This window comes from Amycolatopsis sp. NPDC006125 (assembly GCF_040614195.1).
Classification (GTDB): Bacteria; Actinomycetota; Actinomycetes; order Mycobacteriales; family Pseudonocardiaceae; genus Amycolatopsis_E; species Amycolatopsis_E tucumanensis.
This window is the reverse complement of the sequence record NZ_JBEXTZ010000033.1, coordinates 31,646-58,092: the sequence shown is the minus strand read 5'-3', so window position 1 is coordinate 58,092 and position 26,447 is coordinate 31,646. Positions and strand designations below refer to the sequence as shown.

At 71.4% G+C, this 26,447-nt stretch carries 22 protein-coding genes, 2 tRNA genes, 1 other RNA gene and 2 pseudogenes; 17 read left to right on the top strand and 10 right to left on the bottom strand.

All coding sequences use genetic code 11. From position 1 onward, the window contains the following. Nucleotides 1–523: 523 nt before the first annotated feature. On the bottom strand, nt 524–1,855 hold the full coding sequence (locus ABZ193_RS18845; protein ID WP_237337542.1) for a zinc-dependent metalloprotease: 1,332 nt from the start codon (nt 1,853–1,855) through the stop codon (nt 524–526). Nucleotides 1,856–1,971: 116 nt separating this feature from the next. Here ABZ193_RS18845 and ABZ193_RS18840 point away from each other — a divergent pair, with 116 nt between their 5' ends. Beyond that, entirely contained in the window at nt 1,972–3,117 is a 1,146-nt protein-coding gene (locus ABZ193_RS18840) for a PDZ domain-containing protein (protein ID WP_237337543.1), read from the top strand. A gap of 400 nt (nt 3,118–3,517) precedes the next feature. On the opposite strand, the gene ABZ193_RS18835 is transcribed toward ABZ193_RS18840, so the two are convergent. Further along, the gene (locus ABZ193_RS18835) at nt 3,518–4,066 is read right to left on the bottom strand and encodes a PPA1309 family protein (RefSeq protein WP_237337544.1); all 549 of its coding nucleotides are present in this window, start codon (nt 4,064–4,066) and stop codon (nt 3,518–3,520) included. Between the two features lie 164 nt (nt 4,067–4,230). Between ABZ193_RS18835 and ABZ193_RS18830 the strand changes: the two genes are divergently transcribed. The 9 genes from ABZ193_RS18830 (at nt 4,231) to ABZ193_RS18790 (ending at nt 12,726) form a co-directional block, all read left to right on the top strand. After that, the gene (locus ABZ193_RS18830; RefSeq protein WP_020417599.1) at nt 4,231–7,203 is read left to right on the top strand and encodes a UPF0182 family protein; all 2,973 of its coding nucleotides are present in this window, start codon (nt 4,231–4,233) and stop codon (nt 7,201–7,203) included. An 80-nt stretch (nt 7,204–7,283) separates the two neighbouring features. Next, nucleotides 7,284–7,357, top strand: a tRNA-Met gene (locus tag ABZ193_RS18825). A 365-nt stretch (nt 7,358–7,722) separates the two neighbouring features. Next, nucleotides 7,723–7,799 (top strand) — tRNA-Met (locus ABZ193_RS18820). A gap of 147 nt (nt 7,800–7,946) precedes the next feature. Continuing rightward, nucleotides 7,947–8,447: a PadR family transcriptional regulator gene (locus tag ABZ193_RS18815; protein WP_027935800.1), complete on the top strand. Its 501-nt coding sequence runs from the start codon at nt 7,947–7,949 to the stop codon at nt 8,445–8,447. A 68-nt stretch (nt 8,448–8,515) separates the two neighbouring features. Then, complete coding sequence (gene prfB / locus ABZ193_RS18810) at nt 8,516–9,619, top strand: peptide chain release factor 2 (protein WP_020417601.1); 1,104 nt, start codon at nt 8,516–8,518, stop codon at nt 9,617–9,619. Between the two features lie 64 nt (nt 9,620–9,683). Beyond that, the gene (gene ftsE / locus ABZ193_RS18805; RefSeq protein ID WP_017987098.1) at nt 9,684–10,373 is read left to right on the top strand and encodes a cell division ATP-binding protein FtsE; all 690 of its coding nucleotides are present in this window, start codon (nt 9,684–9,686) and stop codon (nt 10,371–10,373) included. Between the two features lie 48 nt (nt 10,374–10,421). Then, nucleotides 10,422–11,318: a permease-like cell division protein FtsX gene (ftsX, locus tag ABZ193_RS18800; RefSeq protein WP_017987099.1), complete on the top strand. Its 897-nt coding sequence runs from the start codon at nt 10,422–10,424 to the stop codon at nt 11,316–11,318. Between the two features lie 40 nt (nt 11,319–11,358). Continuing rightward, on the top strand, nt 11,359–11,835 hold the full coding sequence (gene smpB, locus ABZ193_RS18795; RefSeq protein ID WP_026153846.1) for an SsrA-binding protein SmpB: 477 nt from the start codon (nt 11,359–11,361) through the stop codon (nt 11,833–11,835). Next, nucleotides 11,836–12,726 carry an amidohydrolase family protein gene (locus ABZ193_RS18790; RefSeq protein WP_020417602.1) on the top strand — a complete coding sequence of 297 codons (891 nt, stop codon included), beginning with the start codon at nt 11,836–11,838 and terminating at the stop codon, nt 12,724–12,726. It abuts the gene before it with no gap. Here the strand turns inward: ABZ193_RS18790 and ABZ193_RS18785 are convergent. The 3 genes from ABZ193_RS18785 to ABZ193_RS18775 all read right to left on the bottom strand — a co-directional run bounded on the left by ABZ193_RS18785 (nt 12,716) and on the right by ABZ193_RS18775 (nt 14,865). Further along, complete coding sequence (locus ABZ193_RS18785; RefSeq protein WP_354710804.1) at nt 12,716–13,999, bottom strand: acyltransferase; 1,284 nt, start codon at nt 13,997–13,999, stop codon at nt 12,716–12,718. The two genes, ABZ193_RS18790 and ABZ193_RS18785, sit on opposite strands and share 11 nt — an antisense overlap. Before the next feature lie 97 nt (nt 14,000–14,096). Next, nucleotides 14,097–14,315 (bottom strand): hypothetical protein, encoded by a 219-nt coding sequence (locus tag ABZ193_RS18780; RefSeq protein ID WP_020417604.1) that lies wholly within the window; start codon nt 14,313–14,315, stop codon nt 14,097–14,099. 94 nt (nt 14,316–14,409) lie between these two features. After that, nucleotides 14,410–14,865, bottom strand: a complete 456-nt coding sequence (locus tag ABZ193_RS18775; protein WP_237337545.1) for a MarR family winged helix-turn-helix transcriptional regulator — start codon at nt 14,863–14,865, stop codon at nt 14,410–14,412. 78 nt (nt 14,866–14,943) lie between these two features. On the opposite strand from ABZ193_RS18775, the gene ABZ193_RS18770 reads away from it, so the two are divergent. Next, a complete protein-coding gene (locus ABZ193_RS18770) occupies nt 14,944–15,315 on the top strand; it encodes a cupin domain-containing protein (RefSeq protein WP_237337546.1) in 372 nt (123 codons plus the stop codon). 25 nt (nt 15,316–15,340) lie between these two features. Here the strand turns inward: ABZ193_RS18770 and ABZ193_RS18765 are convergent. From ABZ193_RS18765 to ABZ193_RS18750, 4 genes and pseudogenes are all read right to left on the bottom strand, one after another. Continuing rightward, nucleotides 15,341–15,445, bottom strand: a pseudogene (locus ABZ193_RS18765) (IS481 family transposase); the annotation flags it as partial. Between the two features lie 108 nt (nt 15,446–15,553). Next, the gene (locus tag ABZ193_RS18760; RefSeq protein ID WP_020417607.1) at nt 15,554–16,198 is read right to left on the bottom strand and encodes a response regulator transcription factor; all 645 of its coding nucleotides are present in this window, start codon (nt 16,196–16,198) and stop codon (nt 15,554–15,556) included. A gap of 53 nt (nt 16,199–16,251) precedes the next feature. Further along, nucleotides 16,252–17,391, bottom strand: coding sequence for a sensor histidine kinase (locus ABZ193_RS18755; protein WP_237337627.1), 1,140 nt, complete (start codon nt 17,389–17,391; stop codon nt 16,252–16,254). Then, on the bottom strand, nt 17,391–18,074 hold the full coding sequence (locus ABZ193_RS18750) for a sensor domain-containing protein (RefSeq protein ID WP_237337547.1): 684 nt from the start codon (nt 18,072–18,074) through the stop codon (nt 17,391–17,393). The genes ABZ193_RS18755 and ABZ193_RS18750 overlap by 1 nt, the downstream gene beginning before the upstream one ends. A gap of 155 nt (nt 18,075–18,229) precedes the next feature. Here ABZ193_RS18750 and ssrA point away from each other — a divergent pair. Beyond that, nucleotides 18,230–18,602: a transfer-messenger RNA gene (ssrA, locus tag ABZ193_RS18745) on the top strand. Between the two features lie 268 nt (nt 18,603–18,870). Here the strand turns inward: ssrA and ABZ193_RS18740 are convergent. Beyond that, complete coding sequence (locus ABZ193_RS18740) at nt 18,871–19,641, bottom strand: IclR family transcriptional regulator (RefSeq protein ID WP_237337548.1); 771 nt, start codon at nt 19,639–19,641, stop codon at nt 18,871–18,873. 72 nt (nt 19,642–19,713) lie between these two features. Between ABZ193_RS18740 and hutH the strand changes: the two genes are divergently transcribed. The 5 genes and pseudogenes from hutH (at nt 19,714) to hutI (ending at nt 26,439) form a co-directional block, all read left to right on the top strand. Then, a complete protein-coding gene (gene hutH / locus ABZ193_RS18735) occupies nt 19,714–21,225 on the top strand; it encodes a histidine ammonia-lyase (protein ID WP_237337549.1) in 1,512 nt (503 codons plus the stop codon). Further along, nucleotides 21,222–22,874: a urocanate hydratase gene (gene hutU / locus ABZ193_RS18730; RefSeq protein ID WP_237337550.1), complete on the top strand. Its 1,653-nt coding sequence runs from the start codon at nt 21,222–21,224 to the stop codon at nt 22,872–22,874. The genes hutH and hutU overlap by 4 nt, the downstream gene beginning before the upstream one ends. Beyond that, nucleotides 22,871–24,031, top strand: a complete 1,161-nt coding sequence (locus ABZ193_RS18725; protein ID WP_020417613.1) for an allantoate amidohydrolase — start codon at nt 22,871–22,873, stop codon at nt 24,029–24,031. The genes hutU and ABZ193_RS18725 overlap by 4 nt, the downstream gene beginning before the upstream one ends. Then, the gene (locus ABZ193_RS18720; RefSeq protein ID WP_020417614.1) at nt 24,028–25,305 is read left to right on the top strand and encodes a formimidoylglutamate deiminase; all 1,278 of its coding nucleotides are present in this window, start codon (nt 24,028–24,030) and stop codon (nt 25,303–25,305) included. The genes ABZ193_RS18725 and ABZ193_RS18720 overlap by 4 nt, the downstream gene beginning before the upstream one ends. Beyond that, nucleotides 25,293–26,439, top strand: a pseudogene (gene hutI, locus ABZ193_RS18715) (imidazolonepropionase). Before ABZ193_RS18720 ends, hutI begins: the two are co-directional and overlap by 13 nt. The last annotated feature ends 8 nt before the right edge of the window (nt 26,440–26,447 follow it).

The window sequence follows — 26,447 nt, the reverse complement described above, 5'->3', positions numbered from 1 at the left end:
GAGGCGCAGGGTGGGGAGGACCGGGCGCGAGCAGGACCGTGAGCGTCGCGGCGGTGGGGGCGTCCGCCGTGGTGGGGTTGGAGCTTGCGAGGCGCAGGGTGGGGAGGACCGGGCGCGAGCAGGACCGTGAGCGTCGCGGCGGTGGGGGCGTCCGCCGTGGTGGGGTTGGAGCTTGCGAGGCGCAAGGTGGGGAAGACCGGGCACGAGCAGGACCGTCAGTGGGCGTTGCGACGGGGCAGTGCGGCCGGTTCCACGATGGTGGCGGCGTCGTGCCTCTTCCCGGCTGTGGCCGCGAATGCGACGGGTCTGGGCGTTGATGAGTGCGATGGGCTGCGCGGCGATGGTGGCAGCGCCGACCCCGATCGGCGCCGACCCCGATCGGCGGTGGCCCCGATCGGCGGTGGCCCCGATCGGCGGTGGCCTCAATCGGCGCTGGTTGCGAGCGCCGGAGGCCGCAGCCAAGCACGGCTGGGGCGGGGCTTGCCGCCGCGCCCCAGCCGGCTCGGTTGTGTGACCGCGGGGGTCAGTTGCCGGGCTCGTCGTCCTTGCCGGGGTCGCCCTTGTCCTCCGGCTTGGTGCGCTCCAGCTCGGCCATCGGGTCGTCCAGCTCGCCCGGCTTGCCCAGCCGCTCGGCGAACTCCAGCGGGTCGTCCAGGTCCTCAGCCGACGGCATCAGGTCCGGGTGCGACCACAGGCCGTCCCGCTTCTCGGCGCCGTGCCGGTCGCCCACGAGCTTCCACAGCGCGGACGCCGCCCGCATCCGCCGGGGCCGCAGCTCGAGCCCGACCAGCGTCGCGAACGTCTGCTCGGCCGGGCCGCCCGTCGCGCGGCGGCGGCGCAGCGTCTCACGCAGGGCGTCGGCCCCCGGGAGCCGGTCGCCGACCGCGTCGGCGACCACCACGTCCACCCAGCCCTCCACCAGGGCGAGCAGCGTCTCCAACCGGTTCAGCGCCGCCTGCTGCTCGGGCGTCGTCTGGGGCTCCAGCAGCCCCGAAGACAACGCCTCCTCGATGCTCGCCGGGTTCGACGGGTCGACCTGGCCGGCCAGCTGCTCCAGCGCCGAAGTGTCGACCTTGATGCCGTGCGCGAACTCCTCGACCGTCGCCAGCAGGCGCTGCCGCAGCCACGGCACGTGCGAGAACAGGCGCTGGTGCGCCGCCTCCCGTGCGGCCAGGAACACCAGGACCTCGCTGCTCGGCAGCTCCAGCCCCTCGGTGAACTTCTCGATGTTCGCGGGCAGCAGCGCCGACGTCCCCTCCGGACCCAGCGGCAGACCCACCTCGGTCGAGGTCAGCACCTCCGACGCGAGCTGCGCGAGCGCGTTGCCCAGCTGCGAGCCGAACGCCATGCCGCCCATCTGGCCGACCATCGACAGCAGCGGACCGGCGGCCTGCTTCGCCTCGGCGGGGAGCGCCTCCACCCACGCGCCCGACACCTGCTGGGCCACCGGGTCGCACAGGCGCTGCCACGTCGGCAGCGTCTTCTGCACCCAGTCGCGCGGGGACCACGCCGCGGTCACCGACGCGCCCGCGGGCAGGATCGTCGCCGCGTCGAGCCACAGCTCCGCGAGGTGCCCGGCGTCCCGCACGGCGCTGTCGGCGTCGCCGCTCGAGGCGAAACCCATCGTGCCGCCGGCGCTTCCGCTGAGCTTCTGCAGTGCGATCTGTTTGGCGAGGTCGTAGTTCACCGGGCCCGACGAACTGCCGGCCTGGCTCAGCATCTGCCCGAGCTGGCTCAGCATCTGGCCGAGCTGGTTGAACGCGTCGGCGCCGGGCTGCTGGCCGCCCTCCGACGGCCCGTTGTCACCGGGCTTGTCGGGATCCGGGGGCCCGAAGCCGAACGGGAGATTGCTCATACCCCCACCGTACGCGGCCGGAGCAGCCGTGACCCCGCCAGAGGTGTCCGATTTCGCTCGGCGCGATCAAGGCCTGGTGATCGAGCGTGCGGGCCGGTCACCGTACGCTGTGGGCCGTGAGCGAGTCCCGCGACGACAGCACTGCTCCCGGCGCCGCGACCGGCACCAAGCCCGACGACGGCGACCAGGCCCGCAACGGGCACCGCGCGACGCGGCCCCGCGAGCGCGCCGGCATGACCCGGCGCGGCTGGACCGTCGTGACCAGCGGTGTCCTCATCGTGGTGTTCGGGCTCATCGGCGCGTTCGTCCAGGTGCCCTACGTGGCGATCGGCCCCGGCCCGACCTACGACACGCTCGGCCAGGTCAACGGCGTCCAGGTGGTCGAGATCGACGGGCAGCAGACCTACCCGACCGCGGGCGAGCTGCGCATGACCACCGTCTCGCTCAACGACGAGATCAGCCTGTTCGGCGCGCTCGGCCTGTGGGTCAGCGGCCGGTACGCGCTCGCGCCGCGCGAAGAGTACTTCCGCCCCGGCGAGAGCGACGAGCAGGTCCAGCAGGAGAACGTCCAGCAGTTCCAGGACTCGCAGAGCAACGCCGAGGTCGCCGCGCTGCGCCACCTCGGCTTCCCGGTCAAGGTGCTCGCCCAGACGATCGTCGACAACACCCCGGCCAGCCGGGTCCTCGCCGCGGGCGACCGGCTGCTGTCGGTCAACGGCCGCACCATCACCAACGAGGACGACGTCACCGCGGCGCTCGCCGACACCACCCCGGGCCAGACCGTGCCGATCACGTTCCAGCACGGCACCGAGCCTCCCCGCACCGAACAGATCACGCTCGCCGCGAACCCGGACCCGTCCAAGAAGCAGGGGTTCATGGGCCTGCAGCCCATCGACCGGGCCGACGTGCCCTTCGACGTGAAGATCTCGCTGCAGGACGTCGGCGGCCCCTCGGCCGGCCTGATGTTCGCGCTGGCGATCGTCGACCGGCTCACCCCGGGCGAGATGGTGGCAGGCGAGCACATCGCAGGCACGGGGGAGATCACCGAGAAGGGGCAGGTCGGGCCGATTGGCGGGATCTCGTTCAAGGTCGTCGCCGCGCGCGAGGCAGGCGCCACCGTGTTCCTCACGCCCGAGGCCAACTGCGCGGAGGCCTCCGCCGCGGCGCCGGACGGGCTGAAGCTGGTCAAGGTGACCGACCTGAACAGCGCGCTCTCGGCGCTGGACGCGCTCAAGGCGGGGCAGCCCACGCCGTCCTGCTGACCCGCGCCGGGGGTGTGAAGGCCGCGGCTCCGAGTGGGAGTGCCGGGACGCGTGCTTGGGCGTCGAGCGTGGGGACCCGGCGCCGAGCTGAGGGTGCTAGGCGGTGGGTGTGCGGCTCGGGTGCGCTCGGTGTGGGCCGCGGCGTGGCCGTGGGTGCGGCTCGGACGCCAGCCATGGGGCACGGCGTGGGCATGTGGCGCTGAGTGGGGAGCGCGCGGACCCGGGCGGTTGTCCGTGGGCACCGAGTGGTGGGACTCGCTGCGGGACCGCCCGGATTCGCGCGGTTGTCCGTGGGCGCCTCGCGTGGGGACCGGTGCGGGAGCGAAGGGCTCGTCGCACCGGGTGGAGGGACTCAAGACACCCGGTGTGGAGCGCGGCCCCACGCGGCCGGGCGCCGAGGTCAGGGGGCCAGCGTGGCCCGAAGCGCTTCCAGCAGGTTGGGCGCCAAGTCAGGGTGCTCGACGATCTCGTCGGTGGGCTCGGCGTCCTCCGCCTTCGTGTAGCCCCGCAGCCGCATGACGCAGGCTCCTGGGCCGTCCCTCAGCACGGCCGCCACCAGGCGCGCCTCCGTCCGGTCGGGGTGGTCCGCCGCGGCCTGCCGCAGTCGCTCCGCGTCGCCTGAGTCGGACAGCTCCGACTCGGCGCTCGGGGGCAGCACGATGATCTCCTGGGCCAGCGCGCAGCCGAGCACGACGTCCGGCCAGGCGATCCGCCCCAGCGCCTCCGCCAGGTCACCCTCGGGCAGCGGCTCCTGCGCCACCGGGGTCAGCGCGCTCGACGGGTCGAGCTGCCCGGCCAGCTCCGGCTGCTCGCGCAGCAGCGACGCGGTCGGGACCAGCGCGAACAGCTGAGGAGCCTGGTCCCACCCGGCGGCGGCCACGAACTCCTCCACCTCACGGGCCAGCGCCGCGATGGCCGGACCGGTGGCGGGGTTGACTTCCGATGCCATCTCCTCATCGTGTCAGGTGCCCGCCGGACGTGTCCGATTCGGGCCGGTCGGGGAACCCGCGGCGGCCCTCCTACAGTTAGGGGTTCAGGGGTGTCCTGCATTACGGGTCGCCCCGCCAGCGGACCAAGACAACAGGAGCGTGCGCAGTGGCCAGTCGGCCCCCAGTGAGCCTGCCGAAACTGTCCCGTCGCAGCCGGGTACTGCTGATCATCGCCGCGGTGATCGTCCTGGCGCTGCTACTCGGCGCGCGCCTGTTGGACACCTACGTCGACTGGCTGTGGTTCGGCGAGGTCGAAGCCCGCCAGGTCTTCAACACGATGGTCGTCACCCGCATCGTGTTGTTCTTCGCGATCGGGCTGCTGGTCGGCGGCTCGCTCGCGCTCAGCCTGTGGATCGCCTACCGCACGCGGCCGGTGTTCGTCCCGGTCTCCGGCGCCGACGACCCGCTGGCCCGCTACCGCTCGGCCGTGGTCGGCCGCATCCGGCTGTTCGGCATCGGCATCCCGCTGGTCACCGGCCTCATCGCGGGCGCGACCGGCGAGGGCGACTGGCAGCGCATCCAGCTGTTCCTGCACGGCACGAGCTTCGGCCAGACCGACCCCGAGTTCGGCAACGACATCGGCTTCTACGCCTTCACGCTGCCCTTCTACCAGTGGCTGCTCGGCTGGCTGTTCGTCGCGGTGACGATCTCGTTCATCGGCGCGCTCATCGCGCAGTACCTGTTCGGCGGCATCCGGCTCGCCGGCCGCGGCGGCCAGCTCGCCGGCTCGGCCCGCGTCCAGCTCGCCGTCACCGCGGGCCTGTTCGTGCTGCTGAAGGCCGTCGAGTACTACTTCGACCGCTACAACCTGCTGTTCTCCGACCGCAACGCCCCGCTGTTCTACGGCGCCACCTACACCGACCTGAACGCGGTGCTGCCCGCGAAGCTGATCCTGCTGTGCATCTCCGCGATCTGCGCCGTGGCGTTCTTCGCGGGCGCGTTCCTGCGCAACATCCAGCTGCCCGCGATCGCGCTGGTGCTGCTGATCCTGTCCGGCGTGCTGGTCGGCGTCGCCTGGCCGGCGATCCTCGAGCAGTTCTCGGTCAAGCCGAACGCCAACCAGAAGGAAGCGCTTTCCATCAGTCGCAACATGGAGGCGACGAAGTCCGCGTTCGGGCTCAACAACGTCCAGTACGAGGACTACACCGGCACCGGGCAGGCCACCGCGTCGGAGATCAGCGCGGACACCACGACCGTGCCCAACATCCGCCTGCTCGACCCGAACGTGCTGGCGCCCACCTTCACCCAGCGGGTCGGCCGCGAGAACTTCTACGGCTTCCCGCAGAAGCTCGACATCGACCGCTACGAGATCGACGGCAGGCTGCAGGACTACGTGGTCGCCGCCCGTGAGATCAACACCGCCAACCTCACCGGCAACCAGACCAACTGGATCAACAAGCACATGGTCTACACGCACGGCAACGGGTTCGTGGCGGCTCCGGCCAACACGATCGACCGTGCGGTGAGCAGCGCCAACAGCGACGGCGGTTACCCGATCGCGGTCACCAGCGACACGCAGAACCCGACCGGCGCCGGCATCAACCCGGCCAACCCCACCGCGCCGGGCATCGCGGTCACCGAGCCGCGGATCTACTACGGCGAGCTGACCAACGACTACGCCATCGTCGGCGGCCAGGAAGGCCGGGCGCCCGGCGAGTACGACAGCGCCAGCAGCAGCAACTACCGCTACGACGGCACCGGCGGCGTGAACCTCGGCAACTGGTTCAACCGCCTCGCCTTCGCGGCCAAGTACGGCGAGCGGAACATCCTCTTCTCCGACGCCATCAGCGACGGCTCGAAGATCATGTACAACCGCGACCCGCGCCAGCGCGTCAGCAAGGTCGCGCCGTGGCTCACCGTCGACGGCGACCCTTACCCGGCGGTGGTCGACGGCAAGATCGTCTGGATCGTCGACGGCTACACCACGCTGAACAACTACCCGTACTCCCAGCAGACGCCGCTCGGCGCCGCCACCGAGGACACCCTCGCCGGCGTCGCCCGCCAGGCCAACAACAACATCAACTACATCCGCAACTCGGTGAAGGCGACCGTCGACGCGTTCAACGGCACCGTCACCCTCTACTCGGTCGACGACAAGGACCCGGTCCTCAAGGCCTGGGAGCAGGTCTTCCCGGGCCTGGTCAAGCCGGGCAGCGAGGTCAGCCCCGAGCTGCGGTCGCACTTCCGGTACCCGGAGGACCTGTTCAAGGTCCAGCGCGAACTCCTGACGAAGTACCACGTCACCGACCCGCAGGAGTTCTACACGACCAACACCTTCTGGAACGTGCCCCAGGACCCGACCCAGGAGGGCGGCACCAACCTGGACGCCTCCGGCCTGGCCAACCAGCCCGGCTACTACGTGCTGGCGCAGGCGCCGGGGCAGAGCGGCACGACGTTCCAGCTGACCAGCCCGCTCACCGCCCTGCAACGGCAGTACCTCGCGGCCTGGATGACCGTGTCCTCCGACCCGGACGACTACGGCGCCATCAAGGTCCTGCGGCTACCCACCACAGCGGCGGGCAACAGCCAGGTCGACGGCCCCGTCCAGGTCCAGAACAGGTTCCAGAGCGACTCCCGGTTCGCCCAGGAACGGACCCTGTTCAGCAACCAGAGCGTCACGGTGATCTTCGGCAACCTGATCACCCTGCCGGTCGGTGGCGGGTTCCTCTACGTCGAACCCGTCTACATCCAGCAACGCAACCAGAACAGCTACCCGCAGCTCGCCCGCGTGCTGGTGTCCTACGGGTCCAAGGTCGGGTTCGCGTCCACGCTGGCCGACGCGCTGAAACAGGTCTTCGGCGACCAGGCAGGCCAGGCGGCGACCTCGCCGACCCAGCAACAACCGACGACCAACACGCCGACACCGAGCACCACGCCGACGAACCCGCCGGCCACCGGCGGCACCGGCAGCAGCCCGGCCCTCGACCAGGCCGTCGCCGACATCCAGTCGGCGCTCGAACGGCTCCGGCAGGCCCAGCAGAGCGGCAACTTCGCCGCACAGGGCGAGGCCCTCGCCGCGCTCGACGCCGCCGCCCGCGCCTACGAGAACGCCAAGGCCGCCCAGACGACCTCGGCGCCTCCCCAGCCGGGCGGATGACCACCCCACCGGGTGCCGGAGCTGCTTCCGGCACCCGGTGTGCACACCCCCGCAACCGAGGCGTAAACTCATTCTCACAACGCGGGGTGGAGCAGCTCGGTAGCTCGCTGGGCTCATAACCCAGAGGTCGCAGGTTCAAATCCTGTCCCCGCTACGAGAGGCAGGGGCCCCTGTATCCGCGGAAAGCGCGGATCGGGGGCCTCTCTTCGTTGTGTCTTCTGGGGGTCGGACCCCCAGGCCCCCGGCAGGGGGCGAGCCCCCTGCACCCCCCGCGGTGCCGGATTGGGTGGGGACGTCCCGGTGAGTGGGGCGAGCCCAATGCAGCCCCCGCGCGGTGCCGGATCTGTGGGGACGTTCGGTTGGGTGGGGCAGGGCCGGGTTTGCCCTTCGCGCCTGGCGGCGCTGGGGCAATGGGTCAGCTGGGGTTGGGCGCGGACGCCAGGGGGCTGGGGGTGTCTCGTGTGGACTGGGGGGCCAGGTTTGGGGGTCAGGGTGGGGTGTGTATAGTGGGTCTTACAGCGCGGGGTGGAGCAGCTCGGTAGCTCGCTGGGCTCATAACCCAGAGGTCGCAGGTTCAAATCCTGTCCCCGCTACCAGGGAAAAGGCCCGGTCTTCACGGACCGGGCCTTTTTCGTGCGCTTGGGGCACCCCCGATTGGGCCGGACGGGGGAAGGTAATGACCTTTGTGGACATTGACCGTGACCACTGTGGACAGATCGGCGGAAAAGTGGCACCTTGTAGGGGTGTCTGAACTCAATGCAACAGCAGCGGCATTGCTCGGCCTGCTCCAGGACGGCCCGGCCACCGGGGGGCAGCTGGTTGCGGCGGCGGAGGAGCGGTTCGGGACGTTCTTCAGCGTCACCCGCAGCCAGGTCTACCGTGAGCTGCCCGCCCTCGCCAAGGAAGGGCTCGTCCGGCTCGGCAAGCAAGGTCCGCGCTCCAGCCAGCAGTACGTGATCACCGCCGCCGGGAAGAAGGCCTTCAAGGCCTGGCTGACCTCCGACGCCGGCCCCGACCACCTCCGCAGCCCCCTGATCCTGCGCCTCGTGCACGCCGCCTCGCTCACCGCGAAGCAGCGCGCCGGCCTCATCGAGACGGCCAGGGCCAGCTACCAGGAGGACCTGGACGAGGCCAGGGCCGCCGTCAAGGCAGCGGGCGACCCCTACACCAAGGCCATCGCCGAATTCGGCCAGGCGCACGCCCGCGCGGCGCTGAAGCTGATCGACGCGATCCCGGACGCCTGAGCGGCCACGGGGCCCCAAGCGGCCGGTTCCCGTAACCGGCCGCGCCCCGTGCCGTAACCTTGAAGGTTGTGAGTGGTGACTTCGCAGCCGACCTGAAGGACCTCGCCGGCAAGCTGACGCAGGTCGAGTCCGTCATGGACCTCGACGCCCTGCGTGCCCAGGTGGCTGACCTGGAAGAGCAGGCGTCCAACCCCAACCTGTGGGACGACCCGGAGGCCGCGCAGAAGGTCACCAGTCAGCTGTCCCACCGGCAGGCCGAGCTGCGCCGGGTCACCGACCTGCGCCAGCGGCTCGACGACCTCGAGGTGCTCCACGAGCTCGCCGAGGCCGAGGGCGACAACGCCAGCAAGGCCGAGGCCGAAGGCGAGCTGACCCGCCTCGCGAAGGAAGTGGACGCCCTCGAGGTCCGCACCCTGCTCTCCGGCGAGTACGACGACCGCAACGCGGTGGTCACCATCCGCGCGGAAGCCGGCGGCGTCGACGCGGCCGACTGGGCCGAGATGCTCCTGCGCATGTACCTGCGCTGGGCCGAGCGCCACGGCTACCCGACCGACGTCTACGACATCTCCTACGCCGAAGAGGCCGGCATCAAGTCGGCCACCTTCAAGGTCGCCGCGCCCTACATCTACGGCACGCTCTCCGTCGAACAGGGCACCCACCGGCTCGTCCGGATCTCCCCGTTCGACAACCAGGGCCGCCGCCAGACGTCGTTCGCCCACGTCGAGGTGCTGCCCGAGGTCGAGGAGGTCGACCACGTCGAGATCCCGGAGAAGGACATCCGGGTCGACGTGTTCCGCTCCTCGGGCCCCGGCGGGCAGAGCGTCAACACCACCGACTCCGCGGTGCGCATCACCCACCTGCCCACCGGCATCGTCGTCTCCTGCCAGAACGAGAAGTCGCAGCTGCAGAACAAGGCCGCCGCGCTCAAGGTCCTCCAGGCCAAGCTCCTCCTCAAGAAGAAGGAGGAGGAACGGGCCGAGCTCGACGCGCTCAAGGACTCCGGCAGCAGCTGGGGCAACCAGATGCGCAACTACGTTCTGCACCCGTACCAGATGGTCAAGGACCTCCGCACCGAGCACGAGGTGGGTAACCCCAGCTCCGTGCTCGACGGGGAGATCGACGACTTCCTGGAGGCCGGTATCCGCTGGCGCAAGCAGGCCAACGCTGCGTAACCGCCGCGCCGGAGGCAATAGGCCAACCCGGGCTTAACGACGCCCATGGGTAGGATTGCCCACCGTGATTCGGCTCGACAGTGTCTCCAAGGTCTACAAGACGTCGACGCGTCCCGCACTCGAGAACGTGTCGGTCGACGTGGACAAGGGCGAGTTCGTCTTCCTGATCGGGCCCTCCGGGTCCGGCAAGTCGACGTTCCTGCGCCTCCTCCTGCGCGAGGAGGTCCCCACCAAGGGCCGGGTCTTCGTGTCCAACTTCGACGTGGCCAAGATGGCCCGCCGCAGGGTCCCCCGCCTGCGGCAGACCATCGGGTGCGTCTTCCAGGACTTCCGCCTGCTCGGCAACAAGACCGTCGCGGAGAACGTCGCGTTCGCGCTCGAGGTCATCGGCAAGCCGAAGCACACCATCAAGAAGGTGGTGCCGGAGGTCCTCGAGCTGGTCGGGCTGGAAGGGAAGGCCGACCGCATGCCCCACGAGCTCTCCGGTGGTGAGCAGCAGCGGGTGGCGATCGCCCGCGCGTTCGTGAACCGGCCGCTCGTGCTGCTGGCCGACGAGCCCACCGGGAACCTCGACCCCGACACCAGCCAGGACATCATGCTGCTGCTGGAGCGGATCAACCGCACCGGCACCACCGTCCTGATGGCCACCCACGACCACTCCATCGTGGACTCCATGCGGCGCCGGGTCGTCGAGCTCCAGCTCGGCAAGGTGATCCGCGACGACGCCCGGGGCGTGTACGGCGTCGGCCGCTGAGTCACCCCGAACCCCCCGCCTGCCCCCGACCTGAGGAACCACCCCCCGATGCGTGCCAGTTTCGTGTTCAGCGAGGTCTTCACCGGCCTGCGCCGCAACATCACGATGACCATCGCGATGATCATCACCACGGCCATCTCGCTCGGCATGCTCGGCGGCGGCCTGCTGATCGTGCGGACCATCGACAAGATGCAGGTCAACTACATGGCCGACGTCGAGGTCTCGCTCTACCTGACCCAGGACGTCAGCGCCAACGACAAGACCTGCACCCAGGACCCGTGCCGCGGGCTGCTGGCCGACCTGAACAGCAACCCGGCCGTCGACTCCGTCGTGTTCGAAAACCGCGACCAGGCCTACGAGCGGTTCAAGAAGCTCTTCCAGGACAACCCGATCCTGGTGCAGTCCGCCCGCCCCGAGGCGCTGCCCGCATCGCTGCAGGTCAAGCTCAAGGACCCGAGCCGCAGCGACGTCATCACCCAGGAGTACGGCACCCGGCCCGGCGTGTCCCGCGTCGACGACCAGAAGCAGTTCCTCGACCGGTTCTTCGGCGTGCTCGGCGGCGTCCGCGACGGCACCTTCGTCATCGCGCTCATCCAGGCACTCGCCGCGCTGCTGCTGATCTCCAACACGGTGCAGATCTCCGCGTTCACGCGGCGCACCGAGGTCGGCATCATGCGGCTCGTCGGCGCCACCCGCTGGTACACACAGCTGCCGTTCCTCCTGGAAGCGGTGGTCACCGGCGTCATCGGCTGGGCGATCGCGGTCGGCGGCCTGATCGCTGCGAAGTTCGCGTTCATCGACCGCATCCTGTCCGTCACCGGCGGCATCATCCCGAACATCCAGGTGCTCGACGTGATCGTGGTGGCGCCGTGGCTGCTGCTCGCGTCGATCATCATCTCGGCCACCACCGGGTACCTGACGCTGCGGCTCTACGTGCGGCATTAACGCCGTGCTCCAGCCGGGACGTGTGGGATAACCTGGAACTATGCCCAAAGAACGAGGCTCCAAGGTGATCGCGTCGAACCGCCGCGCGCGGCACGACTACGCGGTGCTGGACACCTATGAGGCCGGGATCGCGCTGGTGGGCACCGAGGTGAAGAGCCTGCGCGCGGGCCGCGCCTCGCTGGTCGACGCGTTCGCCACGGTCGACGACGGTGAGGTGTGGCTGCGCAACCTCCACATCCCCGAGTACGAGCACGGCACGTGGACCAACCACGAGTCGCGGCGCAAGCGGAAGCTGCTGCTGCACCGCGGCGAGATCGAGAAGCTGATCGGCAAGACCAAGGAGGGCGGGCTCTCGCTCGTCCCGCTGTCCATGTACTTCAAGGACGGCAAGGTCAAGGTCGAGCTCGCCCTCGCCAAGGGCAAGAAGGCCTACGACAAGCGCCAGGACCTGGCCAAGCGCGACGCCCAGCGCGAGATCAGCCGCGCCGTGGGCAGGGCGTTGAAGGGCCGCCGCTAGGTGGGGCCGGAGCGCGACGAGGACATCCGGGACTGGGTGCGCGGCCTCGGCCTGGACGGTCTCGTCGACCTGCACCTGCACTTCCTGCCGGAACGGATGCTCGTCAAGGTCTGGGCCTACTTCGACCGGATCGGTGAGCGCACGGGCTACGAGTGGCCCATCCAGTACCGGGTGGCCGAGGACGAGCGGGTCGCGTTGCTCGAATCGTTCGGGGTGCTGCGGTACGCGCCGCTGGCCTACCCGCACAAGCCCGGCATGGCCGAGTGGCTCAACGGCTGGCTGCGCGAGTTCGCCGAACGCGTCCCGGCCGCGGTGCCCACCGCGACGCTCTACCCGGAACCGTCGGCGGCCACCTACGTCGTCGAGGCGCTGCAGGCCGGCGCCCGCTGCTTCAAGGCGCACGTCCAGGTCGGCGCCTACGACCCGCGGGACGAGCTGCTCGACCCCGCGTGGGGTGCGCTCGCCGAGGCCGGGGTGCCCGTCGTCGTGCACGCCGGGCACGGGCCCGAGCGCGGCCCGCACACCGGGCTCGACGTGTTCGGCGAGGTGCTCGCCCGGCACCCGCGGCTGACCGCGGTGCTCGCGCACGCGGGGATGCCCGAGTACGCCGAGGCGCTCGCGCTGGTCGAGCGGTACCCGCGCGTGCACCTGGACACCACGATGGTCGGCGTCCCGTTCACCGAGGCGCTGATGCCGCTGCCGCCGGACTGGACGAGCCGGCTGGCGGACATCGCCGACCGGGTCGTGCTCGGCACCGACTTCCCGAACATCCCCTACTCCTACGCCACACAGCTGCGGGCGGTCGCCGGCTGGGCTGCCGACGACCGCCTCGGGGACGACTTCCTGCGGGCCGTCCTGCACGACACCCCGGCGAAGCTGCTCAACCTCTGACGGCGACCCGCACCGGCTTCCCCGCCAGCAGCAGCCCGGCCAGCACCAGCGCCACCCACGGCACGGGACCGGCGAGCATCCCGGCGTCCAGCGGCGTGGTGAACCCCTTCGCGGCCAGGCCGAGCAGCCCGGCGGACGCGAGCACGGCAGCGGCGGCGAGCTGTCCGGCCGGGACGCCGCCCGCGGGGCTGGGCCGGGTTTCGAAGCGCCCGAACGCCTTCAGCAGACCGGCCAGCACGACTCCCGCCGCGCCGACCCACAGCGGGGCGACGGCGAACCAGTCCACGCTGCCGGGTTCCGGTGTGGCGTAACCGAAGCCCAGCACGGCGATTCCGGCGACGACGACCAGCGCGGGCATGTGCCACAGGTACATGCTCATGAACCGCGGCCCGCTCCAGCGCAGCACGGCGGCGACGGCGGGGCGCTCGGCGAGCGTGGCCAGCGTGGGCTTGAGCGCCAGCCAGAACCCGGCCTGCCCGACGGCGAGGCTCATCAGCACCGCGGTCGGCGGGCTCATGTTGGACACCGGCGCGCCCGGCATGCCGATCATGCTCGCCGGGTACGGGCCGAACGCGACGGCCAGCGCGGTGACCCCGAACCCGGCCACGGCGAGCGCGGCCGCGCCACGACGGGTCAGCGTGCCGAGCCTGCCCTCGGCATAGGAGAAGCCGAGCTGGTGCACCGCGAGCCAGACGAACACCGCGTTGGCGTAACCGAGCGGGCCGAACACCTCGAACCGTCCGAAGTCGACGATCACCGCGAGCCCGGTGAGCACCAGCGGCACACGCAGTCCCCAGCGGCGGTGCGCGGCCAGCATGAGCGGCGTCGCGGCCACGGTGATCAGGTAGACGGCGAGGAACCACAGCAGCTGCCCGGCGATCGCGCCGGCGATCTGCACCGGCTGCTCCGGCGCGCCGAGGTCGCGCAGCAGGTCCGGCGCCAGCAGCCACACCGCGAACAGCGGCAGGACCGGGACCAGCAGGCGCTTGAGCCGCGTGGACAGCCAGTCGCGCGTGGACGCGGCGCGGCGCAGCGACATCAGGTTGGCCGCGCCACCGGCGAAGAAGACCATCGGCATGACCTGGGACAGCCAGGTCAGCGCCCACCAGCCCGGGGTGGTCAAGGCGTTGCCGGTCGCGAGACGGCCGTGGTCGTAGCTGAGCACGGGCATCAGCCAGTGCTGCCCGATGACGGCGAGGATCGCGGTCGCGCGGACCACGTCGAGGAAGGTGTCGCGGGCTCCCGCCGGGGCCTGCCGCAGGCTTGTTCGCATGCGTTCAGCCTGGTCGGAACGGGTGCCGGGCACAGCCGGGCAGACCGCCGTCTTCGGGCGGGGGACAGGTGCAGGACCGTGGTGGGGTCCGCCCTACCTACAGCTCGCGAGCCTCGTCGACCTCGGAGGCGGGCAGGCCGCAGAGCCGGTACTCCCAACCGGCCTCCGGGGAGAACCCGAGCTGGTAGAAGGTCTCGATCTTGGGGCCCTCGTGCAGGTGGACGTGCCGCATGACCGTGCCGCTCACCGGGTCGTCGAGCGTCTGGACCCGGCCGTCGAGTGGGCCACCGAAGAACCGGACGTTCTCTTCGGTCATGGGGCCCTCCTCGTGCGGGGAAACGATGTCAACGTCCGCCCATGGTAGGTGAGCGGTGGACCGGGCGCCGCCGTCAGAACGGGTGAGGAGCGATTCACCACACCGGACGGACGGTGACCCTCCGGTGTCGCGCCATATCGTCCGCGAACGCCGACAACCCTTGGTGCATCCGGGCGAAATCGCCGGCGCCGATCAGGTGCACCCACCGTTCTTCGGCTGCCCGCGAGTGCGCCACCACCCGGTCGACGCACCGACGGCCGCGCGGCGTCAGGACGACCAGCCTGCTGCGCCGGTCGGTCGGGTGCGGCCGGCGTTCGACGTACCCGCGGGTGATCAGTTCGTCGACGAGCTGCACGGCGGCCTGCTTGGTGACGCCGAGGTGCTCGCCGAGCTCGACGGCCGTGGCGGGGCGGTGCGACAGGAAGTGGAACACGAAGCCGTGCGCCGGGCGGACGTCGTCGAACCCCTCGGCGGCGAGGTGCTCGTGGATCTCGTCCATCAGCGCGCGGAAGGTCAGCGCGAGCAGTCCCGGCATGTCGCCAGCGGTCATGGTCAAGCTCCTTGACTAGATGGTCAAGCTGCTTTACCTTAAAACTGGTAAACCTGCTTGACTACTTGGAGGTCGGAAATGCCTGTCGCGACGTTGGCGGAGGCGCCCCGGTTCGAGCGCGGCGGTGCGGTGTTCCGCCCGCTGGCCGTGCCCAGCCGCGGGTCCGCCGAGCTGGCGGTCTGGCTGCTGGAGCTCGAGCCGGAGCTGACCGGCGAGGAGCACTCGGTGAGCCGCGAGGAGGTGTTCGTGCTGCAGTCCGGGGTGCTCGAACTGACGCTCGGCGGCGAAGTCCACCGGCTCGCCCCCGGCGACGCGGTGATCGTGCCCCCGGACACCCTGTTCCGGCTGGACAACCCCGGCACGGAGCCGGCGCGGGCCACGGTCTGCACGTCGGCCGGAATGGTCGGAACGGTGGGCGGCGCCACGATCGTGCCGCCCTGGACGCGCTAGTTGTTGTGACCCCCGTGGAACGGGCCACTCCGAGCTGTTCAGCGATCCGCGCCGGCGGCCACCCCGCCTGACAACGCTGCACGATCAACTGCCGGGCATACACCGTGGTCCGTGCGTTAGCGTGACCCATCGAGGACCTCCAGGGCTGGTAGTGGATGCGTCGCAGCACCCACTCCGCCCGGAGGCCCTCCCCACAATCAACCCGACACGCCGTCCACGACCTCACCAGTCACAACAGCTAGGGGCGGCCGAGGTAGGTGAGGACCGCGCGGACCCGGCGGTGCTCCTCCGCGCTGGCCTCCAGCCCGAGCTTGGCGAAGATGTTGCCGATGTGCTTCTCCACGGCGCCGTGCGAGACGACCAGCGACGCGGCGATCGCGGAGTTGGACAGGCCCTGCGCCATCAGCCCGAGCACCTCGGACTCCCGCGCCGTCAGCGCGTCCAGCGGGTTCTTCCGTCCACGGGCCATGACCTGCGCGATCACCTCCGGATCGATGGCCGTGCCGCCCCGTGCGACACGGCGGACCGCGTCGAGGAAGTCGGCCACGTCGGCCACGCGTTCCTTCAGCAGGTAGCCGACGCCGCCTGCCCCGCCGGACAGCAGCTCGACCGCGTAGCTCTCCTCGACGTACTGCGAAAGCACCAGCACCGGCAGGCCCGGCACCGCCTCGCGCGCCGCCAGCGCGGCGCGCAAGCCCTCGTCGGTGAACGTCGGCGGCATCCGGACGTCGACGATCGCCAGGTCCGGCCGGTGCTCGGTGACCGCGCCGACCAGCTCGTCGCCGCGGTCGACCGCGGCGACCGTCTCGATTCCCTCGTCGGCGAGCAACCGCTCGACCCCGGCACGCAGCAGGACCGCGTCCTCGGCGATCACCACACGCATTCCGCCAACCCCCAGTTCGTGAGTGAATTCGCCCTATTCACTCACGAACCGGGTCACCAGGTACACGGCAGGTCGGCTCGCACCACCGTCGGCCCACCCTCGGGGCTCACCACCGTCATCACGCCGTCGATGGTGGCGGCCCGGTCGGCCAGCCCGGCCAGCCCGCCGCCGGGGCGCACCTCCGCGCCGCCGTGCCCGTTGTCGGTGATCTCGATGATCACCTTGTCGTTCGTGCGCCAGGCCTTGACCTGCGCTTCCGTCGCGCCGGAATGCTTGGCGACGTTGGTGAGCGTCTCCCCGGCGATGAAGTACGCGGTGGTCTCCACCGCGGCCGGCGGGCGCGGCTCGATGTCGACCGAGACCTCCACCGGGATCGGCGTCTTGGCCGCCAGCGCGGACAACGCCGCGTCGAGGCCGCGGTCGCCGAGCACCGCCGGGTAGATGCCGCGGGCGAGGTCCCGCAGCTCCGACACCGCGAGCTTGGCGTCGGTGTGCGCCTCCTCGATCAGCGCGCGGACCGCGTCCGGTTCCTTGTCCAGCTTGTTCTTGACCCGGCCCAGGTTCAATGCGACCGCGACCAGCCGCTGCTGCGCACCGTCGTGCAGGTCCCGCTCGATCCGGCGGCGCTCGGCCTCGGCGGCGTCCACCCCGCGCGCCCGCGAGGCCTGCAGCTGCTGCGCCTTCACGCGCAGCCGTTCCGCGCGGTTCGGTCCCAGCAGCGCGATGGCCAGCGAACCGTGCACCCAGCCGATCCACGGCGCGACCCAGATCGCCATCGGCACCAGCACGATCGACGCGAGGCCGACCGCGAACTCGACCACGCTCAGCGGGAACGCGATCAGCAGGTAGGCGAGGTCCCGCCACGTCGTGCTGTCCACCAGGCGCATCCGCCACCGGCGCAGCACCCCGCCCTCGACCGGCGCGCGGTCGGCGGGCGGCAGGGGAGTGCCCAGCATCCGGCGCACCCAGCGGCGCTCCAGGTCACCGAAACCACGCACCATGCTCGTGGTCCACAAGAGGATCGGGATGCCGACCCAGATCACCGTCGTCGCGATCCCCACCAGGCTGAGCGTCACGACCAGCACGAACTGGACCAGGCGCAACGCGAAGGAGGAGATCATGTACGCGATCGACTTGGCGGCCCCCGGACGCGGCTGCTCGATCGGCCCGTGCTCACCGGCCACGACGCTCATCATGCCACCGCACCAGGGCGCTCGGTGTCCGATTCGACGAGCCTGCGGGCCCGCGGCCCCGGACCGAGCATGGCCCGGGCGAACAGCGCGTGAGCCGTGCCCATGCCGCGGGTCAGCGCGATCGCGCACGCCAGGACGATCAACCCCAGCGCGGCCCACGGCAGCGCGTCGACCGGCGAATCCACCACTATCCAGCGCTCGTCGAAGGCCGGGAAGAAGTAGGCGCCACCAGGCAGGTAGGTGCAGTAGAACGGCAACGTCGTCGCCGCGAGCCCGACCGACCAGAAGGCGACCACGGTCGTGAACTCGGCGATCCCGAGCGGCAGCAGCAGCACCAGGTAGAGGACGTCCCGCCAGGTCGCGCCGTCGGTCAGCCGCGCACGCCAGCGAGCCTTCAGTCCGAACTCCGGCAGCGGCTTGTACGGCGTCACGATGTAGGCGCCCAGCATCCGGTACACCCTGGCGCGCTCGAACCGGCCGGCCGCGCGGGCGATCAACACCCCGGCGGCCAGCACCGGCAGCCCCACCCACACGATCGCGGTGCCCAGGCCGACCGTGAACAACGTCACCATCAACGCGAATCCGGCCACACCCAGCGGCAGGTTGCACAGCAGGTACCCCAGCGCGCCGAGCACCGGAGGGCGCGGCCGCGTGCCGTCCAGCGCGGAATACGTCGGCCCCATGATCCGTTCCTCTCTCTGCAACACGGGACCAGCATCGCGAGGTTCCCGCTGGTGAGCCATGGGGCGCGCGGGCGTCACCGGGGTAGGGACAACCCCACCGGTGCGGAACAAACCCGGTTGCCGGGGGCGTTATGCTGGTAACGGAACACCATCAAGGGGGTGAACGGTTTCGACTCTGGACGTTGAGTCAAGGGAAGCGTGCCGGTGCAGGCGAGAGACCACCGTTAAGCGTCGTCGTAACCAAATAAGCGCCAAGACTAATAGTCAGCGCGACTTCGCCCTCGCTGCCTGAGCGAGTGCGAGTCTGTCGGCCCGGGAGCGCCTCCGTCCCGGTAGCCGGCATCAGCTAGGAGGCTCACCTTCCGGACCCGGCCGCGGGGACCGGAAGGGAAAACCACAGCGGCTGGGCCCGTCACACCGGCTTGTTCGCGTGACCGGTGGGGCCGAGTAGAGGCACAGCGAACTGCGCACGGAGAAGCCTAGGCAAGGCGCCAGAGGACCCGGGTTCAATTCCCGGCACCTCCACTCGGCCGAAGGCCGAGGTCTGCTCGCGGAGAACGCTCGCAGGCCTCGGCCTTCGTCGTTTTCTCTGGGGGTCGAACCCCCAGGCCCCCGCCAGGAGGGCTTCGCCCCCTGGACCCCCATCTGCCGTGGTTGCGTCGGGTGGGTGAGTTCCGGTGGTGGTTGGGGCGCTTCGCTGCTGGCTTCGCCAGGGGCGCTTCGCTGTGGGTGCGTTGGGCGTTCCGAAATTGGGATTGGGTCTGGTGAGAAGCGTCGCCTGTTGAGGCGCGCGGTGTCAGGTGGGTGGGGGTTTGCCGCCTACCTGGCGCGTCAGTGCGGCTGCTGTCGCGGCGGCTTCCTGGGCCAGGTCGGGCCAGGTTCGCGTGCACCCGGTTTCACAGACGTGCCGGAACGTCACCGCCACGGACGCCAGCGGGCGCCCGTTGTGGTCGAACACCGCGTGCGCCACCGAGGCGAAATCGGCCGTCACCTGGCCGTCCTCCACCGCCCAGCCGCGTGACCGCACCGCGGCCAGCGCCTGCCGCAGTTCGGCGGGCGACGTCGGGCCCCGGCCGGTCCGCGTGACGAACGAGCGCGGGTACAGCGCCCGGACGTGCGCGTGCGGCAGGTGAGCCAGCAACACCAGGCCGCTCGCCGGCAGGTGCGCCGGCAACCGGACACCCACATCGGTCACCAGCGTCTCCGGCGCGGACGGCCTTTCCTTCACCAGGTACAGCAGCTCGTTCCCGTGCAGCACCCCCAGCTGCGCGGTGTGCCCCACCCGATCGGCCAGTTTCCGCAACAACGGCGCCGCCAGCCGCTCCAGCGGGTCGTGCCGCAGGTACGCCGAACCCAGCTCGAACGCGGCGATCCCCAGCCCGTACCGGCGCTCGGCCGCCAGGTGCACCACGAAACCCGCGGCCTCCAGCTCCGCCAGCAGGTGGTACGTCGTCGACCGCGGCAGGTCCAGCTCCCGCGCGATCGCGGCGGCCGAGATCGGCCCCGGCCGCGCCGCCAGGACCCGCAACACCGCCAGACCACGGCGCAGAGCGGGGACATCCGTCATCTGTCTGGGATACCAGACACAACCACCCCGCGGGGACCACCGGCCACCCCCGCGGCGGAGTGCAATGACGGCATGAGCACAGTGCGGTTGGACTCCGGACCACTCGACCGGCAGCAGGTCGTCGCCGTCGCGCGGCACGGCGCCAAGGTCGAGCTCACCGACGAGGTCCGCAAGACCCTCGGCGAGACCCGCCGCCACATCGACGCCCTCGCCGACGCCGACCAGCCGACCTACGGCATCTCCACCGGCTTCGGCGCGCTCGCGATCCGGCACATCCCGCCCGACCGCCGCACCGCCCTGCAACGCTCCCTGATCCGCTCGCACGCCGCCGGCACCGGCCCCGCCGTCGAGGCGGAGGTCGTGCGCGCCCTCATGCTGCTGCGCCTGCGCACCCTCGCCTCCGGGCACACCGGCGTCCGCCCGGCGACCGCGGACGCGCTGGCCGCGATGCTCAACGCCGGCATCGTCCCGGTCGTCCACGAGTACGGCTCGCTCGGCTGCTCGGGCGACCTCGCGCCGCTCGCGGCCGTCGCACTGGCGATGATGGGCGAGGGCGAGGTGCTCGACGGCCGTCCCGCCGCGCAGGCCCTCGCCGAGGCCGGGATCGCGCCCGTGACCCTCGCCGAGAAGGAGGGACTGGCCCTCACCAACGGCACCGACGGGATGCTCGGCATGCTCGTCCTCGCCCTGGACGACCTGAACCGCCTGCTCGACACCTCCGACCTCACGGCCGCGATGAGCGTCGAGGCACTCCTCGGCACCGACCGGGCGTTCGCGGCCGACCTGCAGGAGCTGCGCCCGCACCCCGGGCAGGCCCGCTCCGCGCGCCGGATGTTCGCCGCGCTCGCGGATTCGGAGATCGTCGCCAGCCATCGCGGACCGGAGTGCACCCGCGTGCAGGACGCCTACTCGCTGCGCTGCGCGCCCCAGGTCCACGGAGCGGCCAGGGACACCGTCGCGCACGCCGAACTGGTCGCCGACCGGGAACTCGCCGCCGCCATCGACAACCCGGTCGTCCTCGCCGACGGCCGGGTCGAGTCGAACGGCAACTTCCACGGCGCGCCGCTGGCCTACGTGCTGGACTTCCTCGCCATCCCGCTCGCCGACGTCGCGAGCATCGCCGAGCGCCGCACCGACCGGATGCTCGACGTGTCGCGCTCGCACGGTCTGCCCGCGTTCCTCGCCGACGACCCGGGTGTCGACTCCGGCCACATGATCGCCCAGTACACGCAGGCCGCGATCGTGAGCGAGCTGAAGCGGCTGGCCGTCCCGGCGTCGGTCGATTCGATCCCCAGCAGCGCCATGCAGGAGGACCACGTCTCGATGGGCTGGTCAGCGGCGCGGAAACTGCGCCGCGCGGTCGACGGGCTGACCTCGGTGCTGGCGATCGAACTGCTGACCGCCGCCCGCGCGCTCGACTTCCGCGCGCCCCTGCGCCCCGCGCCGGTCACCGCCGCGGTGCGCGACCTGCTCCGGGAACGCGTCGCCCCGCCGGGACCGGACCGCCACCTCGCCCCGGAAATCGCGGCAGCCGAGGAACTCGTCCGTTCGGGAGCCGCCCTCACCGCACTGGAGGAAGCATGAGCCGCACCGTCCGGGCCGCCCGCGGAACCACGCGGACGGCCAAGAACTGGCAGACCGAAGCCGCGCTGCGGATGCTGCACAACAACCTCGACCCCGAGGTCGCCGAGCGCCCGCAGGACCTGGTCGTCTACGGCGGCACCGGCAAGGCCGCCCGCGACTGGGCGAGCTTCGACGCGATCACCCGCTGCCTCACCGGGCTCGAGCAGGACGAGACCCTGCTGGTGCAGTCCGGCAAGCCGGTGGGCGTGTTCCGCACGCACGAGTGGGCCCCTCGCGTGCTGATCGCGAACTCGAACCTGGTCGGGGACTGGGCGACCTGGCCCGAGTTCCGGCGGCTGGAGAAGCTCGGCCTGACGATGTACGGGCAGATGACCGCCGGGTCCTGGATCTACATCGGCACGCAGGGCATCCTGCAGGGCACCTACGAAACGTTCGCCGCCGTGGCGGAGAAACGGTTCGGCGGCACGCTGCGCGGCACGCTCACCGTGACCGCCGGGCTGGGCGGCATGGGCGGCGCGCAACCGCTCGCGATCACCATGAACGGTGGCGCCGCGCTGGTCGTCGAATGCGACGCGGCCCGAGCCCGCCGCCGCCTGGAGACCCGGTACCTCGACGAGCTCGCGTCCGATGTGGACGACGCGGTGCGCCGGGTCACCGAGGCGAAGAAGGCCGGCGAGGCCGTGTCGGTCGGCGTGATCGGCAACGCCGCCGAGGTGCTGCCCGAGCTGCTGCGCCGCGGGCTCGAGGCGGACATCGTGACCGACCAGACCTCCGCGCACGACCCCCTCGCCTACCTGCCGAGGGGCGTCGACGTCGCCGACTGGCACGACTACGCGTCCGCGAAGCCCGACGAGTTCACCGACCGCTCCCGCGAGTCGATGGCCGAGCACGTGGGCGCGATGCTCGGTTTCCTGGACGCCGGTGCTGAAGTGTTCGACTACGGCAACTCCTTACGTGGTGAGGCGAAACTCGGCGGTTGCGAGCGGGCCTTCGACTACCCGGGTTTCGTGCCCGCCTACATCCGTCCGTTGTTCTGTGAGGGCAAGGGACCGTTCCGCTGGGCCGCGCTCTCCGGCGACCCGGCCGACATCGCCGCGACCGACCGCGCCGTCCTCGACCTGTTCGGGGACAACGAGACCCTCACGCGGTGGATCCGGCTGGCCGGGGAACGCGTGGCGTACCAAGGGCTTCCGTCGCGCATCTGCTGGCTCGGCTACGGCGAACGGCACCTCGCCGGGCTGCGGTTCAACGAGATGGTGGCCTCCGGTGAGCTGAGCGCGCCGGTGGTGATCGGCCGCGACCACCTCGACGCCGGCAGCGTGGCCTCCCCGTACCGCGAGACCGAGGCGATGGCCGACGGCTCGGACGCCATCGCCGACTGGCCACTGCTCAACGCGTTGGTCAACACCGCCTCCGGCGCCAGCTGGGTGTCGTTGCACCACGGCGGGGGCGTCGGCATGGGCCGTTCGATCCACGCGGGGCAGGTGTGCGTGGCCGACGGCACTTCGCTGGCCGCGCAGAAGATCGAACGGGTGCTGACCAACGACCCCGGCATGGGTGTGATCCGGCATGTCGACGCCGGGTACGAGAGGGCGGCCGAGGTGGCGCGGGACCGTGGCGTGCGCGTGCCGATGCGGGAGGAGGCGTGAGCCTGCTCGACGATCTCGCGGATGTCGGCCGCGCCCCCGGCGGCGGATACGCCCGCCACGGGTTCGACCGCGCCGAGACCGAGATGCGGGAGTGGTTCCGGGAGCAGGCCGGGCGACGCGGCCTGGACGTCGAGACCGACCGCAACGGGAACCTGTGGGCGTGGTGGGGTGCGCCGGGACCGGACGCGCTGGTGACCGGCAGCCACCTCGACTCGGTGCCCGGCGGCGGCGCCTTCGACGGACCGCTCGGCGTGGTCAGCGCGCTCGCGGCCGTCTCCCGGTTGCAGGACAACGGGTTTCGCCCCGCACGCCCCTTCGCGGTGGTCGTCTTCGCCGAGGAGGAGGGCGGCCGGTTCGGCGTGCCCTGCCTCGGTTCACGGCTGCTGACCGGCGCCCTCGACCCGGACCGGGCACGGGCCCTGCGCGATCCGGACGGGACGACACTCGCCGAGGCTGCCGCGAGCGCGGGCGTGGATCCGCGGCACTTCGGGCGTGACGACATCGCACTCGGGCGCATCGGCACGTTCGTCGAACTGCACGTCGAGCAGGGGCGGGCGCTGGACGTGCCGGTGGGCGTCGGCAGCACGGTCCTGGAACACGGGCGGTGGCGGTTCTCGTTCACCGGACAAGGGAACCACGCGGGTACGACAATTCTGCGCGATCGCCGGGACCCGATGTTGCCGGCGGCGGAAACCGTGCTCGCGGCCCGTAAAATCGCGTCCACAATGGACGTTCGGGCGACAGTGGGCCGACTCGTGCCGCACCCGGGCGGGACGAACGTCATCCCGTCCACCGTGGACCTGTGGCTGGACGCACGGGGGAACAGCCGCGAAGTGGTGGCGGAGCTGACCGAGGCGGCACAGCGGGCCGCGGCCGCGGAAGGGTGCGCGGTCACCGTCATCGAAGAGTCCTACGGCGGCACCGTCACGTTCGACACCGCGCTGCGCGACCGCCTGACCGGCCTGCTGAACGCGCCCGAACTGCCCACCGGCGCGGGGCACGACGCCGCGATCCTCGCCGCGCACGCGCCGACCGCCATGCTCTACGTGCGCAACCCGACCGGGATCAGCCACGCGCCGGAGGAGTTCGCCGAGGACGCCGACGTCGAGGAGGGCGTGGTCGCGCTCACCCGGGTACTGGAGGCCTTGTCGACATGACGACCTTGTGGGCCGAACGTGCCTGGCTGCCGGACGGCATCGCTTCCGCGGTGCGCCTGCAGATCGCCGACGGTGTCTTCACCGAGGTCAGCCCCGGCGCGCCACGCGAGGGAAACATCCTGCCCGGACTCGTGCTACCCGGTTTCGCCAACGGGCACTCGCACGCGTTCCACCGGGCGTTGCGTGGCCGGACGCACCACGACCGCGGCACGTTCTGGACCTGGCGCGAGCGGATGTACGCCCTGGCCGAGCGGCTCGACCCGGACTCCTACTACCGGCTCGCCCGCGGCGTCTACGCCGAGATGGCGCTTGCCGGGTACACGGCCGTCGGCGAATTCCACTACCTGCACCACGCGCCGGGCGGGCGGCGCTACGCCGACCCGAACGCGATGGGCCACGCCCTGGTCCAGGCGGCCGAGGACGCGGGCATCCGGCTCACCTTGCTGGACGCCTGCTACCTCACCGGCGGCTTCGGGCGCGAGCTGTCGGGCGTGCAACTGCGGTTCGGCGACGGGGACGTCGACGGCTGGGCAACCCGCGTGGCCGCGCTGAAGCCGGACTCGGCGCTGGTGGCGGCGGCCGTGCACTCCGTACGGGCCGTCCCAGCCGAGCAGCTGCCGTTCTTCGCCGACTGGGACGGCCCGTTGCACGTCCACCTGTCGGAGCAACGCGCGGAGAACGCGGACTGCCGCGCGCACCACGGCTGCACGCCGGCCGAACTGCTCGACCGCGCCGGCGTCCTGGGCTCGCACACCGTCGCGGTGCACGGCACCCATCTGACGGACACGGACATCGGACTGCTGTCGCAGGTCTGCTTCTGCCCGACCACGGAACGCGACCTCGGCGACGGCATCGGCGAGGCGCGGCGCCTGGCGGACGCGGGCGTGCGGCTGAGCCTCGGCAGCGACAGCCAGGCCGTGATCGACCCGTTCGAGGAGCTGCGGGCACTCGAACTGCACGAACGGCTCACGTCGGAGGAGCGCGGGCGCTTCGGCGTCGCGGAACTGGTGGCCGCGGGCACCCGCCACTCCGCCCTCGGGCGTGACGGCGGACGGCTGGCCGTGGGGGAGCCCGCCGACCTGGTCGTGGTCGCGCTGGACTCGGTCCGCACGGCGGGAACGGAGCCGGCGGGCGCCGTCTTCGCCGCCTCGGCCGCCGATGTGACGGACGTCCTGGTCGGCGGCCGGTGGATCGTGCGGGACCGGGCGCACCAGCTGGTCGACCGCCCGGCGGCGGTGCTCGCCGAGGAGGTGGCGGCGCTGTGGCAGTCCTGATCACCGGCATCGGCGAGCTGACCACGAACGACGACGAACTCGGCACGCTCACCGGCGCCGCGATCGTCTTCGACGGGCCCGTCATCGCCTGGGTCGGCCCCGCCGCGGCCGCGCCGGATGCCGACGAGCGGATCGACGTCGAGGGCCGCGCCGCGTTGCCCGGCTGGGTCGACAGCCACACGCACCTCGTGTTCGCCGGCGACCGCACCGCCGAGTTCGAGGCCAGGATGGCCGGTCAGCCGTACTCCGCGGGCGGCATCGCGGTCACGGTGGACGCGACCCGCGCGGCGACCGACGCGGAACTGACCGCCAACCTGCGGCGGCACGTGTCCGAGGCCGTGCGCCAGGGCACGACCTGCCTGGAGACCAAGACCGGCTACGGGCTGACCGTGGCCGACGAGGTCCGCGCCGCCCGCATCGCCGCCGCGGCCGCCGACGAGGTCACCTTCCTCGGCGCCCACCTGGTGCCCCCCCGGCGCCGACGCGGAGTCCTATGTGGATCTTGTCTGCGGGGAGATGCTGGACTCCGTGGCGGGCTCGGTGCGCTGGGTGGACGTGTTCTGCGAGACGGGCGCGTTCGACGAGGCCCAGTCGGAGCGGGTCCTGCGCGCCGCCGCGCGGCACGGCCTCGGCCTGCGGGTGCACGGCAACCAGCTCGGCCCTGGGCCGGGCGTGCGGCTCGCGGTCCGGATGGGTGCGGCCAGCGTCGACCATTGCTCCCATTTGTCCGACTCGGACGTCGAGGCGCTCGCGTCGTCGGACACCGTCGCGACCCTGCTGCCCGCCTGCGACCTGTCCACCCGTCAACCGCTCGCGCCTGCCCGCAGGCTGCTCGACGCGGGAGTGACGGTGGCGTTGGCCACCAACGCGAATCCGGGCAGTTCGTACACCACGTCGATGGGCTTCTGCGTGGCGACCGCTGTCCTGCAGATGGGCATGTCCGTGGCGGAGGCAGTACGCGCGGCGACCCTCGGCGGCGCGAAGGCCCTGCGCCGGACCGATGTCGGCGTACTCCGCCCGGGCGCGCGGGCGGATCTGCACGTGCTCGACGCGCCATCCCGGACACACCTCGCATATCGCCCAGGGGTGCCCTTGACGTGGCGTGTGTGGCGCCAGGGAACGCCTGCGGCGTAAGGAGAATC

What these genes read in the sequence shown, in the direction of transcription:
- ABZ193_RS18775 (WP_237337545.1), bottom strand. Translation starts at nt 14,865, where the DNA reads ATGACCGCTGGCGACATGCCGGGACTGCTCGCGCTGACCTTCCGCGCG.
- ABZ193_RS18740 (WP_237337548.1), bottom strand. Translation starts at nt 19,641, where the DNA reads ATGACGGATGTCCCCGCTCTGCGCCGTGGTCTGGCGGTGTTGCGGGTC.
- ABZ193_RS18845 (WP_237337542.1), bottom strand. Translation starts at nt 1,855, where the DNA reads ATGAGCAATCTCCCGTTCGGCTTCGGGCCCCCGGATCCCGACAAGCCC.
- ABZ193_RS18720 (WP_020417614.1), top strand. Translation starts at nt 24,028, where the DNA reads ATGACGACCTTGTGGGCCGAACGTGCCTGGCTGCCGGACGGCATCGCT.
- ABZ193_RS18770 (WP_237337546.1), top strand. Translation starts at nt 14,944, where the DNA reads ATGCCTGTCGCGACGTTGGCGGAGGCGCCCCGGTTCGAGCGCGGCGGT.
- ftsX (WP_017987099.1), top strand. Translation starts at nt 10,422, where the DNA reads ATGCGTGCCAGTTTCGTGTTCAGCGAGGTCTTCACCGGCCTGCGCCGC.
- hutH (WP_237337549.1), top strand. Translation starts at nt 19,714, where the DNA reads ATGAGCACAGTGCGGTTGGACTCCGGACCACTCGACCGGCAGCAGGTC.
- ABZ193_RS18780 (WP_020417604.1), bottom strand. Translation starts at nt 14,315, where the DNA reads ATGACCGAAGAGAACGTCCGGTTCTTCGGTGGCCCACTCGACGGCCGG.
- ABZ193_RS18750 (WP_237337547.1), bottom strand. Translation starts at nt 18,074, where the DNA reads ATGGGGCCGACGTATTCCGCGCTGGACGGCACGCGGCCGCGCCCTCCG.
- ABZ193_RS18755 (WP_237337627.1), bottom strand. Translation starts at nt 17,391, where the DNA reads ATGAGCGTCGTGGCCGGTGAGCACGGGCCGATCGAGCAGCCGCGTCCG.
- hutU (WP_237337550.1), top strand. Translation starts at nt 21,222, where the DNA reads ATGAGCCGCACCGTCCGGGCCGCCCGCGGAACCACGCGGACGGCCAAG.
- ABZ193_RS18760 (WP_020417607.1), bottom strand. Translation starts at nt 16,198, where the DNA reads ATGCGTGTGGTGATCGCCGAGGACGCGGTCCTGCTGCGTGCCGGGGTC.
- ABZ193_RS18785 (WP_354710804.1), bottom strand. Translation starts at nt 13,999, where the DNA reads ATGCGAACAAGCCTGCGGCAGGCCCCGGCGGGAGCCCGCGACACCTTC.
- ABZ193_RS18835 (WP_237337544.1), bottom strand. Translation starts at nt 4,066, where the DNA reads ATGGCATCGGAAGTCAACCCCGCCACCGGTCCGGCCATCGCGGCGCTG.
- smpB (WP_026153846.1), top strand. Translation starts at nt 11,359, where the DNA reads ATGCCCAAAGAACGAGGCTCCAAGGTGATCGCGTCGAACCGCCGCGCG.